This window comes from Mesorhizobium sp. LSHC420B00 (assembly GCF_000503055.1).
Lineage (GTDB): Bacteria > Pseudomonadota > Alphaproteobacteria > Rhizobiales > Rhizobiaceae > Mesorhizobium.
Window position 1 is genome coordinate 18,637 of the sequence record NZ_AYVY01000013.1, and the last position, 12,882, is coordinate 31,518.

The following is a 12,882-nucleotide window of genomic DNA, read 5'->3' on the forward strand; positions in this document are numbered from 1 at the left end:
TCCAGGATTATGCGCAAAGGGACGGCCCATGCTGGAAAACAACTCCCGGATTGCGGCGGCGATCGTCGATGACGCGATCACCTCGCGCAGGTCCGTACGCGCCTTCTTGCCCGACATGGTCGACGACGACACCATCCGCGATATTCTCGCCGTTGCTGCGCGCGCGCCCTCGGGCACCAACATGCAGCCCTGGAAGGTCTATGTGACCAAGGGCGAGGTCAAGCAGCGCATCACCGACGCCATCCTCAGCTCGGGCATCCGCGCCGAAAAGGCCGAGTGGGACGAGTACCGCTACTATCCCGACCAGTTCTTCGAACCCTATCTGACGCGACGGCGGGCCAACGGCTTCGGCCTCTACGGCGTGCTCGGCATCGGCCGGCGCGAGGTCGACAGGATGCGTGCGCAACACGACCGCAATTTCGTCTTCTTCGATGCGCCGGTCGGCTTGATCTTCACCGTCGACCGGCGGCTGAACAAGGGGTCGTGGATCGACTACGGCATGTTCCTGCAGAACATCATGGTCGCGGCGCGGGGCAGGGGCCTACACACCTGCCCGCAGGCCGCCTTCGCGCCCTATCACCGGCAGATCAGGCCCGTGCTCGACATTCCCGACGAGGAGATCGTCGTGTGCGGCATGGCGCTCGGCCACGAGGATACGTCCAAGCCTGAAAATGCCTTCCGCACCGATCGCGCGCCGCTGGAAGAGTGGGTGACGTTCGCCGAGTAAGGTGAAGACGCGCCGTCTAGCTACTGCACTTCGTAGCCGACTTCCTCGCTGGCGTGGCAGAGTGCCTTCCAGAACGAGCGTGCGAACGAGCGGAACACATAGATGTCGAACTGATCGGCGCCGGTGCGCTGGATCTGGGCGAAGACGTCGTGATGCATGGTTGAGCGGCCGGCGCCGATCGGGAAGGCCGGCAGCGCGAAGTCGATGGCGAAGAATTTTGCCAGGACCCACTCGGCCTTTGGCCCGGCGATACGGATCGCGGTGCGGCCGTGCGAAAGGTCGGTCACCGTACCGATGGACGGAGTGACGACGTCGGCAAAGGCCGATGCCAATCCCTCGGCCTCATCGACCATTGTGAACTTTCCCGGCGCAAAGCCGAACACCGACCTGACGCCGTCCGTGACACCGCCGCCGGCGCCGTCGGGCAAAGCCAGGCCGGTAACAGTGCGGATGCCGGCCATCAACGCCTTCTCCTGGCCGGGCCAGGCGGCGAGCTGCAGGATCGAACCCGGCCTGGTTTCGGAGAGGATGATTTCGACACCGTGCTCGAAATTGCCATGCGAGCCTGGATGCAGCACCGGCTCAAGCGGTGATTGGCGCTCAACCATGCATGCGGCTCCCGTCCGGATCGAAGAAATGGTTGGAGACGATCTCGACCGGCCCGAACCGGTTGCGCAACGGGTCGGAGACATAAGCGCGCGTGCCGCGCCGCGCCTTGCCGCCCTTGACCAAGGCAAGCGCTATATATTTGCCGAGCGCCGGCGAATAGCAGCAAGCGGTGATGTGACCGAGCGAGCCGTGCGGATTGGCTTCGTCAAGCTCCTCGACGATGTGTGCGCCGCCGTTTAGCGGCTGGTTGTCGAGCGAAACAATACCGACGAGTTCCAGGCGGTCGGGCGCGATCAGCCCCTCGCGATCCATCATCGCCGAACCGATAAACGGCTTCTTCTTCGACAGCATCCAGTCGAGATGCAGGTCGCGCCCCGTGGTACGACCGTCGATCTCGGCGCCGGTGACGTGGCCCTTCTCGATGCGCAGGGTGCCCAGCGCCTCCAGTCCGTAGGTCACCAGCCCGAACGGCTTGCCGGCTTCGATCAGCGCCTCCCAGACATGGGTGCCGTAACCGGCGCCGGAATAGACCTCGAAGGCCATTTCGCCGGAGAAGGACAGCCGGCAGATCATCACCGGCACGCCGGCGATTTCGCCGTGGACGATGCCCATGAAGGGCAGGGCGGCATTGTCGACAGCGGTGCCGCTGACGCAAGCAGCCAATATCTGCCTGGCGTTCGGCCCGCCGATGGCGGCACCGGCCCATTGGTCGGTGACCGAGGTGACGTGGACCTTCAGCTCCGGCCAGATCACGTCGAGAAAATACTCCAGATGCTGCATTACCTTGCCGGCATTGGCGGTGGTGGTGGTCATCAGGAAATCCTGCTCGCCAAGCCGCCAGGTGGTGCCGTCGTCGAAGGCGAGGCCGTCCTCGCGCAGCATTAGCCCATAACGCGCCTTGCCGACGGCCAGCGTCGAAAACATGTTGGTGTAGACGCGGTCGAGGAATTCCGCCGCGTCCGGGCCTTGCACCGCGATCTTGCCCAGTGTCGAGACGTCGACAATGCCGGCGCTCTCGCGCGTGGCTCTCGCCTCGCGCACATAGGCCTGCTCGATCGTTTCACCGGGATGGCCGTAGATCATCGGCCGGTACCAGAGGCCGGCCGAATACATGGTGGCGCCGTTGGCGACGTGCCAGTCATGCATCGGCGTCAGCCGCTCGGGCTTCAGATCGCCGAAGCGTTCGGCGGCAAGCGAGCCGATCGACACCGCCGAAAAAGGCGGACGAAAGCGCGTCGTGCCGACCTGCGGGATCGGCTTGCCCAGCGCCTCGGCCATGATGGCGAGGCCTGGTATGTTGGAACTCTTGCCCTGGTCGGTCGCCATGCCGAGCGTGGTGTAGCGCTTCAGATGCTCGACCGAGACGAAGCCTTCGCGATGCGCCAGCCGCACGTCGTCGGCCGTCACGTCATGCTGGAAGTCGACGAAGCTTTTTCCTGCGGCCTTGATCTCGAACACCGGTGCCGGATCGGGATCGCCAGGTGCTGCCCCGACGGCAGGCAAGGCCGCCGGCGTGGCTGTTGCGCCCGCAGCGGAAAGGCCGGCGGCGCGACCTTCGGCGATCGCCTCGGCGGTGGAGAAACTGCCGGTGAAGGCGCCGGCGCCGATCCATTGCCGTGTTGTCGGTTTCGGCGGCAGGAACGCTTGTAACGCTTCGTTCCATTCCGCTTTGGCTCCGGCCTGGCTGGCCAGATGGATGGTCGGCGACCAGCCGCCCGACATCAGCAGGCAATCGGCGTGGATGCTGCGCGCATCGCCGGAAAGCGCACCACTGGCCATGTCGAAGCGCTGCACCTTGAAGCCGGAAAGCGCCTTGCCGCCCTCGGTGGCTATCACCGCGTGGCCAGAAAAGATCTCGGCTTCGGTCTCGCCGGCCAGCTTGCGCATTTCGCTCGAAAGCTCCGGGCGCGCGTCGACGATGGCGACGACCGCGGCACCGGCCTTCTTCAACGCCAGTGCTGCGCGATAGGCGCTGTCATTGTTGGTGAACAGCGCGACCCTGTGACCCGGCAGCACGCCATATTCATTGGCATAGCGCTCGGCCGCATGCGCCAGCATCACGCCTGGCCGATCATTGCCAGGAAAGACCAAGGGACGCTCCAGGGAGCCGGTGGCCAGCACCACCGATTTGGCGCGGATGGTCCAGTAGCGATGGCGCGGCTCGCCTTTGTCCGGCGTTTCCTTATGGTCGGTGACGCGTTCGATCGCGGCAAGCGTGTTGCCGTCGTAATAGCCCCAGACGGTGGTGCGCGGCAGCAGGCGAACATTGTCATGGCCTTCAAGCTGGCCGGCGGCGCGCGCCGCCCAATCGGCGGCCGGCATGCCATCGATCGTCTCGCCCGACCAATTGGCCGAGCCGCCGAAATGCGGCTCGAGCTCGGCCAGGATGACGCGTGCACCCTGATCGGCGGCCGCCCTGGCGGCCATCAGCCCGGCCGGGCCGGAACCGACTACCAGCACGTCGCAAAACGCGTTCATGCGTTCGTAGCGCGCCGTATCGGGAGCCGTGCCTGCCTTGCCCAGGCCGGCGGCACGGCGGATGAAATGCTCGCAGAACATCCAGAAGCGCGTGCCCTTCAGCGGACCGACCACGGGTCCCATGAAGGTCTTGTAGTAGAAGCCGGCCGACAAAAGCTTGCCGCCGAGCTGGTTGATGGCATTGACGTCCCAGGCAAGCGAGGGGAAGCGGTTCTGGCTCATTGCGGCCAGCCCGTCATAGATCTCGACCATGGTGGCGGGAATGTTCGGCTCGCGAACCTCGCCCCTCAACACAGTCACGAGCGCGTTTGGCTCCTCGACGCCGGCAGTCAGCACGCCGCGCGGGCGGTGATATTTGAACGAACGCCCAAACAGGGTGACGCCGTTGGCCAGCAGCGCCGAAGCCAGCGTGTCGCCGGCATGGCCGGTATAAGGCGCGCCGTCGAAGGTGAAGCGGATGGTCCGCAGCCGGTCGATGCGGCCGCCGGTCTCGGTACGGCGCGGGCTCATGACTTGTCCTCGGCCCTGTGCCGCGCAACCGAGTTGTGGTCGCCGCGCGCGAAGGCAGTGCTGGAGATCTCGTGCGTCAGCGTGTTGCGCACCACCCTGAGATGGGCGCGGCAGCCGCCGGAATGCTGCCAGATCTCATTGTGGTCGCCGGCGGGGTTCAGCCGGTCGTAGACATAAGCGTTCCAGGCGTCGAGGTTTTGCGACGCGGGCTGTGGGCGCTGGCGATTGCCGTCGCCCTGATAGGTGAATTCGATAACGTCGCGCGGGCCGCAATAGGGGCAGGTGATGAGCATGGATCTCTTAAACTTCTCGTTTGACCATGATCTTGTCCGAAAACCGGTTTCCACTTTTCGCTGACGCGGACCTGCGGTTCGGGATCATGGCCTAATGCAGCCGGGGCGTGGCGCCCTGGCCCTTGTCGTCGATCACCATGCCACGGTAAAAGCGGTCGAGCGTGAAGGCCGCGTTGAGATCGTGCGGCTCGTCCTTGGCAATGGTCCAGGCAAAGCACCAGCCGGAAGCCGGCGTCGCCTTGAAGCCGCCATAGCACCAGCCGCAGTTGAGATACATGCCCGGCAGCGGACCGGTGGTGATGATTGGCGAGCCGTCCATCGACATGTCGCAGACGCCGCCCCATGAGCGCAGCATGCGGACGCGGGCGAGCCCCGGGAACAGCGCCAGCATCTCGCTCATCACCTCATCGACGATCGGCAGGCTGCCGCGCTGGGCGTAGCTGTTGTAGCCGTCGAGGTCGCCGCCATAGACAAGGCCGCCCTTGTCCGATTGCGACATATAGAAATGGCCCATGCCGAAGGTCAGGACCGTATCGATAAACGGTTTCAGCGATTCCGTAACGAAGGCCTGCAGCACGTGGCTCTCGATCGGCATTGTCTCGATGCCGGCAAGCCGCATGACCCGCCCGGTGCTGCCGGCCACCGCGACCGCTACCTTTTTAGCGCGGATTTCGCCGCGGGTCGTCGTGACGCCGGTGATGCGGTCGCCGTCGCGCAGGAAGCCGGTGACCTCGCAGTTTTCGACGATGTCGACGCCGCGGCGATCTGCGCCACGCGCATATCCCCAGGCGACCGCATCGTGGCGGGCGGTGCCGGCGCGTCGCTGCATCAGGCCGCCGACGATCGGGAAACGCGCCGTGGCGGAGACGTCCAGCGCCGGCACCAGGCGGGCGATCTCCGCCGTGGTCATCAGTTCCGCGTCGACGCCGAGATGGCGCATGGCGTTGCCGCGCCGGGCATAGTCGTCGAGCTGAGCAGGTGTGTGGGCGAGGTTCAGGCAGCCGCGCTGCGAGAACATGACGTTATAGTTGAGGTCATGCGACAGGTTCTCCCACAGCTTCATCGAATGTTCGTAGAAGCGCGTGTTGGCGGGCAGCAGGTAGTTGGAGCGGACGGCCGTCGTGTTGCGGCCGACATTGCCGGAACCGAGCCAGCCCTTCTCCAGCACCGCGACATTGGTGATGCCGTGCTCCTTGGCGAGATAGTAAGCGGTCGACAGGCCATGGCCGCCGCCGCCGATGACGATGACATCGTAGGACGCCTTCGGGTCGGGCTTGCGCCAGGCCGGCCTCCAGTCCTTGTTTCCGGTCAGCGCGTTCTTGAGAAGCGAAAAGGCCGAATATTCCGCCATTCTTATTGTCATCCATTTCAGGCTTGGCGGCAGACTATAGAGCAGGCGGCCAACGCAAAGCCAAGATTGCGCCATCGCTTTTCGACTCCCCGACTTCGATTGGATATGGCCGACTTCGAAAGCGGGCCGTCAGGGACGGCTTGCCCCCAGATATGTCGGTCTTTATCAAGAGCGGGCCTTTAGAACGCCTTATCGCCCGTGAGTCGCCAGACAATCATGTTTTTCCGACTGCTCCGCTTCGTTCTGGTCCTGATGCTTGTCGCCTCGGCGCCGCTTTCGTTGCGAGCGGTGGCGCAAGGGCTTGGCCAGGCGCCCGCGGGACTGGTCAGTGATCAGCAGAAAATCCTCCAGGACCTGACGACGAAGACCGACAATCTCGAAACGAAGTTCCAGCAGGACGGCGACGATGACGCCAGCCTTGTCGATATTCGGCTGCAGCTGGAAGAAATGTCGCGTGCCTCGCTCAACAGCGCGCTCGCTTTCCGGCCGCGGCTGAGCGAGATCAACAGCCGGCTAGAGCAGCTAGGCCCGCCGCCGGCCGCGGGCCAGCCGGCCGAGCCCGATATCGTGACCGGCGAACGCCAGGCGCTGGCCTCCGAAAAAGCCGAGATCAATGCCGTCATCGCCACGGCGCAAAACCTGTCGATCCGCATCAGCGGGCTGATCGAGAAGATCGGCAATATGCGCAGCGAGCTTTTCCGCAACCAGCTCACCAAGCGCTACGTGCTGTCCGATGCATTGAGCCCGGAGGTCATTTCCGATGCCAACAACGAATTTACCAGTTTCTACAAGGCGGTGTCGTCCTGGCTGAGCTTTGCCTTCAAGTTCAAGTTCCAGGCCGTTCTTGCCGCGGCCTTGATGGCGCTTGCCTTGGCCGCCGTGCTTTTCGTCGGCGGGCGGCGCCTGTTCGGCCGTGTGTTCGAAGCGGACCCCTCGGTGGAGGATCCCTCCTATCTCAGCCGGCTGTCGGTGGCGTTCTGGTCGACATTGCTGCCGACGCTGGCAGTCGGCGTCTTCCTTGCCTCGACCATTTTCTTTTTCAATTATTACAACGTCTTGCGCGGCGATATCGGCATCTTCCTGAATGCGCTGGCTGCCGTTGTCGCGGGTGTGTTCTGCGTCAACCGGCTGACCAATGCGGCGCTTGAGCCGCGACTGCCGAACTGGCGTCTGATCCCTGTCGAAACCGGCCCGGCGCGCTGGCTGGTGCGGCTGACGACGGCCATGGCCGTCGCCATCGGCATCAATTATTTCCTGTCGGTCGTGAACGACAAGATGGGCTCGCCGCTGTCGCTGACCATCGCCAGAAGCTTTGTCGCCACCATCATCGTCGGCGTCATCCTGATCCTGATGGGCCTGCTGAAGCCGTTCAAGGCCGCCGACGGGATCTGGCGGCCGTGGCCGGCGTGGCTGCGTTACACCGCCGTGGCGCTGGGGCTGTTCACCATCGCGTCGGCGCTGTTCGGCTATATCGGCCTTGCCATGTTCGTCTCGGTGCAGGTCGTGATCACCGGCACCATCCTGGTCACCGCCTATATCGGCTTCCTGTCGGCGCGGGCGATCGGCGAGGAAGGCGGCTTCGCCAATAGCTCGATCGGCCGTTGGCTATCCGCCAATTCAAGCTATGAGCCGACCGCGCTCGACCAGCTCGGCCTGGTCGTCAGCGTCGCCATCAACGTGATGATCGTGCTGGTGTTCCTGCCGCTGATCCTGTTGACGTGGGGCTTCCAGCCCGGCGACATCCAGGCTTGGGCCTACAAGCTGGCAACGGGGCGGACCATCGGCTCGGTGACGATCTCGATCACCGGCATCCTCTCAGGCGTCGTTGTCTTCATCATCGGCTATTTCCTGACGCGCTGGTTCCAGGGATGGCTGGACGGCTCGGTGATGGCGCGCGGCCGCGTCGACACCGGCGTGCGCAATTCGATCCGGCTGGCGGTCGGCTATGCCGGCGTCGCCGTCGCGGCACTGGTCGGCATCTCGGCCGCCGGCATCGACCTCTCCAGCCTCGCGCTGGTCGCCGGTGCGCTGTCCCTCGGCATCGGCTTCGGCCTGCAGAATGTCGTCTCGAACTTCGTCTCGGGCCTGATCCTGTTGGCCGAGCGGCCGTTCAAGGTCGGCGACTGGATCGTCGCCGGCGACATCAGCGGCACTGTCAAGAAGATCAGCGTGCGCGCCACCGAGATCGAGACGTTCCAACGGCAATCGGTGATCCTGCCCAATTCAAACCTGATCAACAATGCGGTCGGCAACTGGACGCACCGCAACAAGCTCGGCCGCGTCGACATCAAGGTCGGCGTTGCCTATGGTAGCGACGTCAAGCACGTGCATGGCGTCCTTTTGGAGATCGCACGCAGCCATCCGCTGGTGCTGAAGAACCCGGAACCCTTTGTGCTGTTTTCCAATTTCGGCCCGGCCGCGCTCGAATTCGAGATTCGCGTGTTCCTGGCAGACGTTCTTAGTGGCAATATCGTCCAGAACGACATCCGCTTTGCAATCTTCGATGTGTTCGCCGACCAGCATATCGAAATTCCGTCGGCGCCGCGCGCCGTCGTCGAGACCAAAAAGCACGAGGCGTGGCCGATCGACGACGACAAGATCGAAGTCGAATTCGCCGAGCGAGAGCAAGCAAAAGCACTGGCAGTGGCGGAGGCGAAACGTCTCGCCAAGTCGGGACGCAAGGTGCGGAAGCCTGATCCTGACTAGCTGTTTGGAGCTTGCCTTCAAGCCTTCGGAAACCAATTGCGGCATGAATGCGGCATTCAGTTGCCGTTCAGCTTGCATTGCATATAAGCTCACCTGCAAACGGCGAGAATGCCTTGCAAAATGCAACAGAGGCGGTGGCAACACCGATACTGCAAAATGTGGAAGTCTCTCGTCGCCGCCATCGCTTTTCTGGCCGTGGGCGGTTCGGCCCATGCCGCCAGCGCGGTCAACAAGGACGCTGAGACCCGCACGCTGATCGTGACCGAAGGCGGCGGCAAGACCGAGCTGGCGCTGGCCGCCGGCGAAACCGTGGAATTTTGCCCGAGCGGCTGTTTTGTTACCTTGCCGAATGGCGACCTCGAGGCGCTGACCGGTTCGGAGACCATTGAGATCTCGGGCGGCGTCGCGCGCATCAAGTAAAGTCGACGCCATGATTTTTTGAAGGCCGGGCAAACGCCCGGCCTTTTATTTGCTTCCGGTAATCGGCGATGAAGGTATGCACTTTTCTTCGAAGCTGCGCAGGACGGGCTCTAGCAGCGCCTTCGTACTGAGCAGGGCGAAGGCGTAGGTCTAACTGCATTCGACGGGCTGGTGGCGCGGGCTTTTTTGGCGATGTCGCAAACAGGCTGCAAGCGCGGCGCGGCGCCGCCCTATAGTCTGGCGCAATAGCATCTTGGAGTCGCGGGCAATGGCAGGGTTTCCGGAAAAGGCGAAGGTCGTCATCGTCGGGCTTGGCGGCATCGTCGGCGCATCGGTCGCCCATCACCTGATCGAGCGCGGATGGGACGATATTGTCGGCATCGACAAATCAGGCATCCCGACGGATATCGGCTCGACGGCGCATGCCTCCGACTTCTGCTACACGACCAGCCACGATTTCCTGTCGTGCTGGACGACGCTCTATTCCATCGATTTCTACGAAAAGATGGGCCATTACGCGCGCATCGGCGGCCTCGAGGTCGCCCGCGTCGGCGACGACGCCCGCATGGCGGAGATCAAGCGCAAGATCGCCTCGGCGAAGGCCTTCGGCACACGCGCCCGCCTGATCGATCCCGCCGAGATCAAGGAAAAATTCCCGCTGATCGAAGAACAGATGGTACAGGGCGGCCTGTGGGATCCCGACGCCGGCCTCGTCATCCCGCGCTCGCAGACGGTCGCCGGCAAGCTGGTCGACCAGGCGGAAGCCTCCGGCAAAGTCAGGGCGTTTGCCAATACCTCCGCCAAGTCGCTCGTCATCGAGAACGGCCGCATCAAGGCCGTGGTGACCGACCGCGGCACTATCGAAGCCGACTATGTCGTGGTCTGCACCGGAATCTGGGGACGGCTTATTGCGGAAATGGCGGGCGAGGACCTGCCCGTGATGCCGATCGACCATCCGCTTACCTTCTTCGGGCCGTACACCGAGTTCGCCGGCACCGGCAAGGAGATCGGCTGGCCGCTGCTGCGCGACCAGGGCAACTCGGCTTACATGCGCGATACCGGCGATCCCAAGACGGCCGAAGGCGGGCAGATCGAGTGGGGCTACTACGAAGAGACCAATCCGCGCCTTTGCCATCCGCGCGACATTCTCGAGAAAAACGAGGCACGGCTTTCGCCGTCGCAGCGCGATCTCGACATGGAGCAGATCATGGCGCCGCTCGAGCGCGCCATGGAACTGACGCCGATCCTGGGCGAGTTGGGCTACAATGAGAGCCATTCCTTCAACGGCCTGCTGCAGGTGACGGCGGACGGCGGCCCGTCGATGGGCGAAAGCCAGAAGGTCAGGGGTCTCTGGTATGCCGTTGCCATCTGGGTCAAGGATGGCCCGGGCATGGGCAAGCTCATCGCCGACTGGATGACGGACGGCCGCACGGCGATCGACCACCACGCCATCGACTATTCGCGCTTCTATCCGCACCAGACGAAAGAGCAGTTCATCTGGGACCGCTGCACCGAAACGGCGATGAAGGTCTACAACCCGGCGGTGCATCCGCGCGAACCCTTCTCCAAGGCCCGCAATGTCCGCCGCTCGCCCTTCTGGGAGCGCGAGAAGGAACTCGGCGGCTATTTCATGGAGCTCGGCGGCTGGGAACGCGCCCATGGCTACGCCGCCAACGAGCATTTGCTCGAGAAATACGGCAACCGGGTGCCGATGCGTCAAAACGAGTGGGACAACCGCCATTTCTGGCGCGTCTCGAATGCCGAGCATCTCGCCATGAGCGAGGATTGCGGCATCGTCAACCTGTCGCATTTCGCCATGTACGACGTCGAAGGCCCCGATCACGTCGCGCTGATGGAATGGCTGTGCGCGGCAAAGATCGGCGGCGACGGCAATATCGGCAAGGGCATCTATACCCATTTCCTCGATGAGGAAGGCATGGTGCGCGCCGACCTGACCGTCATCCGCATGGCCGACCGCTGCCGCGTGATCGACGGCGCCGATGCCGGACCGCGCGACTTCCAGTACATGCGCCGGACGGCAGAAGACAAAGGCTTCGACGTTACCGTCACCGACGTGACCGAGAAGTACGTGACCGTCGGCATCTGGGGTCCGAATGCGCGGGCGGCATTGAGCAAGGTCGTGGAAAATCCCGACGGACTGACGCCGGAGAATTTTCCCTTTGCCGCCATCAAGCCTGTCAGGATCGCCGGCAAGGACGTGACCGCCTTCCGCATCTCCTATGTCGGCGAGCAAGGCTGGGAACTGCATATGCGCTACGAGGACGGCCTGGCCGTCTGGGACGCCCTGCGGTCGACCGGCGTAATGGCCTTTGGCGTCGAGACCTATGCCAACAGCCGCCGCATGGAGAAGAGCCTGCGCCTGCAGAACGCGGATCTCTTGACCGAGTACAATCTGCTGGAGGCTGATCTTGCCCGGCCGAAGGTCAAGGAGGCCGATTTCTGCGGCAAGGCAAAGCATCTGGAATATCGCGCCCGGGCGCATCAGCCGGCCATGCTTTGCACCCTTGTGATGACGGACAATACCGATTCCAACGGCGTTCCCCGCTATCCGGTCGGCACGATGCCAGTGATGGACCCGCAAACCGGTGAGACGCTGGTCGACGAGCTCGGCCGTCGGTCGTTCACGACCTCGGTGGCCTATGGTCCGACCCTCGGCAAGAATATCGCGCTCGCCTACCTGCCCTGGGCTTATTGCCAGGAGAGCCGCAAGTTGAGCGTCGAATATTTCGGCGAGAAATACCCGGTCGAAGTGGCCGCCGTCGGCTACAGGCCGCTCTACGACCCGGAGAACCTCAATCCGCGCAGCTGAACTTAGAGACGTGCTCGCAAAAACGTGACTGGAACAGCCGCGCTCTCGGCCGGGCTTTCCTCTTTGTCGGTCGTCGATTTTAGCTTACCGTGCGGCATGTCTGCTTTTGCCTGTGCAAGACATCTCGTCTCGGGTGCCGCCGCGCTGGCGTCGGTGCTATGGCCGGCGGCAATCTCCCGCGCCGCCGAGCCGGTTGACGTCGAACTGGTGCTGGCAGTCGACGTGTCCTTGTCCATGTCGCCCGACGAGCTCGAAATCCAGCGCCACGGCTATGCGGCGGCGCTGACGCACGACGACGTGCTGCAGGCAATCGGCGACGGCGCTCACGGCAAGATTGCCGTCACCTACGTCGAATGGGCAGGCGCGACCTGGCAGCAGGTCGTTGTGCCGTGGACGGTAATCGCCAACCGTGCCGACGCCGAGCGGCTGGCAGCGCAGCTTTCCGCTCATCCGCCGGCCAGTGCCAGGCGCACCTCCATCTCCGGCGCGCTGGAATTCGCCAGCGATCTGTTCGCCGAAAGCGGCTTCCAGGGCGTCAAGCGGGTGATCGACATTTCGGGCGACGGCCCCAACAACCAGGGCGCACCTGTCGACATCACCCGCGACGCCGTGATCAAGCAGGGCATCACTGTCAACGGCCTGCCGCTGATGACCAAGGGCGGCGGGTTCAGCAGCGCTTACGATGTCAACAATCTCGACCGTTACTACAGCGATTGCGTCATCGGTGGGCCGGGTTCCTTCATGATCCCGGTCAATGACTGGACGCAGTTTCCGGAGGCCATCCGCCGCAAGCTGGTGCTTGAGCTTGCCGGTCCGGCCTCGCCGCAGCGAGCGGCGGAAGAGGCGGCGCATCCGCCATTGGTCTTGGCACAGGACAGCCCCGTCACCGACTGCCTGGTCGGCGAAAAAATGTGGCGCGACCGCAGCTGGATGTACAACACGCGCTAATGGCGAAGTT

9 protein-coding genes are annotated in these 12,882 nt (G+C 63.7%); 5 read left to right on the forward strand and 4 right to left on the reverse strand.

The genetic code is table 11. The annotated features are described in order from the left end of the window. The first annotated feature begins 28 nt into the window (after nt 1-28). Nucleotides 29-727, forward strand: a complete 699-nt coding sequence (locus X760_RS58265; protein ID WP_023719914.1) for a nitroreductase — start codon at nt 29-31, stop codon at nt 725-727. A gap of 20 nt (nt 728-747) precedes the next feature. On the opposite strand, the gene X760_RS58270 is transcribed toward X760_RS58265, so the two are convergent. From X760_RS58270 to X760_RS58285, 4 genes are all read right to left on the reverse strand, one after another. After that, nucleotides 748-1,335, reverse strand: a complete 588-nt coding sequence (locus X760_RS58270; protein ID WP_023719915.1) for a sarcosine oxidase subunit gamma — start codon at nt 1,333-1,335, stop codon at nt 748-750. After that, on the reverse strand, nt 1,328-4,324 hold the full coding sequence (locus X760_RS58275) for a sarcosine oxidase subunit alpha (protein WP_023719916.1): 2,997 nt from the start codon (nt 4,322-4,324) through the stop codon (nt 1,328-1,330). Before X760_RS58275 ends, X760_RS58270 begins: the two co-directional genes overlap by 8 nt. After that, the gene (locus X760_RS58280; protein WP_023719917.1) at nt 4,321-4,617 is read right to left on the reverse strand and encodes a sarcosine oxidase subunit delta; all 297 of its coding nucleotides are present in this window, start codon (nt 4,615-4,617) and stop codon (nt 4,321-4,323) included. The genes X760_RS58275 and X760_RS58280 overlap by 4 nt, the downstream gene beginning before the upstream one ends. A 91-nt stretch (nt 4,618-4,708) precedes the next feature. Then, a complete protein-coding gene (locus X760_RS58285; protein WP_023719918.1) occupies nt 4,709-5,968 on the reverse strand; it encodes a sarcosine oxidase subunit beta in 1,260 nt (419 codons plus the stop codon). Between the two features lie 216 nt (nt 5,969-6,184). On the opposite strand from X760_RS58285, the gene X760_RS58290 reads away from it, so the two are divergent. The 4 genes from X760_RS58290 (at nt 6,185) to X760_RS58305 (ending at nt 12,872) form a co-directional block, all read left to right on the forward strand. Beyond that, on the forward strand, nt 6,185-8,674 hold the full coding sequence (locus tag X760_RS58290) for a mechanosensitive ion channel family protein (protein WP_023719919.1): 2,490 nt from the start codon (nt 6,185-6,187) through the stop codon (nt 8,672-8,674). A 156-nt stretch (nt 8,675-8,830) separates the two neighbouring features. Next, a complete protein-coding gene (locus tag X760_RS58295; RefSeq protein WP_023676533.1) occupies nt 8,831-9,094 on the forward strand; it encodes a hypothetical protein in 264 nt (87 codons plus the stop codon). A 268-nt stretch (nt 9,095-9,362) separates the two neighbouring features. Continuing rightward, nucleotides 9,363-11,924, forward strand: a complete 2,562-nt coding sequence (locus tag X760_RS58300) for an FAD-dependent oxidoreductase (protein ID WP_023719920.1) — start codon at nt 9,363-9,365, stop codon at nt 11,922-11,924. A 96-nt stretch (nt 11,925-12,020) separates the two neighbouring features. Continuing rightward, on the forward strand, nt 12,021-12,872 hold the full coding sequence (locus X760_RS58305) for a DUF1194 domain-containing protein (protein WP_023719921.1): 852 nt from the start codon (nt 12,021-12,023) through the stop codon (nt 12,870-12,872). The last annotated feature ends 10 nt before the right edge of the window (nt 12,873-12,882 follow it).

Bases quoted from the DNA above. Each gene is read 5' to 3' on its own strand.
- X760_RS58265 (WP_023719914.1), top strand. From the start codon at position 29: ATGCTGGAAAACAACTCCCGGATTGCGGCGGCGATCGTCGATGACGCG.
- X760_RS58270 (WP_023719915.1), bottom strand. From the start codon at position 1,335: ATGGTTGAGCGCCAATCACCGCTTGAGCCGGTGCTGCATCCAGGCTCG.
- X760_RS58275 (WP_023719916.1), bottom strand. From the start codon at position 4,324: ATGAGCCCGCGCCGTACCGAGACCGGCGGCCGCATCGACCGGCTGCGG.
- X760_RS58280 (WP_023719917.1), bottom strand. From the start codon at position 4,617: ATGCTCATCACCTGCCCCTATTGCGGCCCGCGCGACGTTATCGAATTC.
- X760_RS58285 (WP_023719918.1), bottom strand. From the start codon at position 5,968: ATGGCGGAATATTCGGCCTTTTCGCTTCTCAAGAACGCGCTGACCGGA.
- X760_RS58290 (WP_023719919.1), top strand. From the start codon at position 6,185: ATGTTTTTCCGACTGCTCCGCTTCGTTCTGGTCCTGATGCTTGTCGCC.
- X760_RS58295 (WP_023676533.1), top strand. From the start codon at position 8,831: ATGTGGAAGTCTCTCGTCGCCGCCATCGCTTTTCTGGCCGTGGGCGGT.
- X760_RS58300 (WP_023719920.1), top strand. From the start codon at position 9,363: ATGGCAGGGTTTCCGGAAAAGGCGAAGGTCGTCATCGTCGGGCTTGGC.
- X760_RS58305 (WP_023719921.1), top strand. From the start codon at position 12,021: ATGTCTGCTTTTGCCTGTGCAAGACATCTCGTCTCGGGTGCCGCCGCG.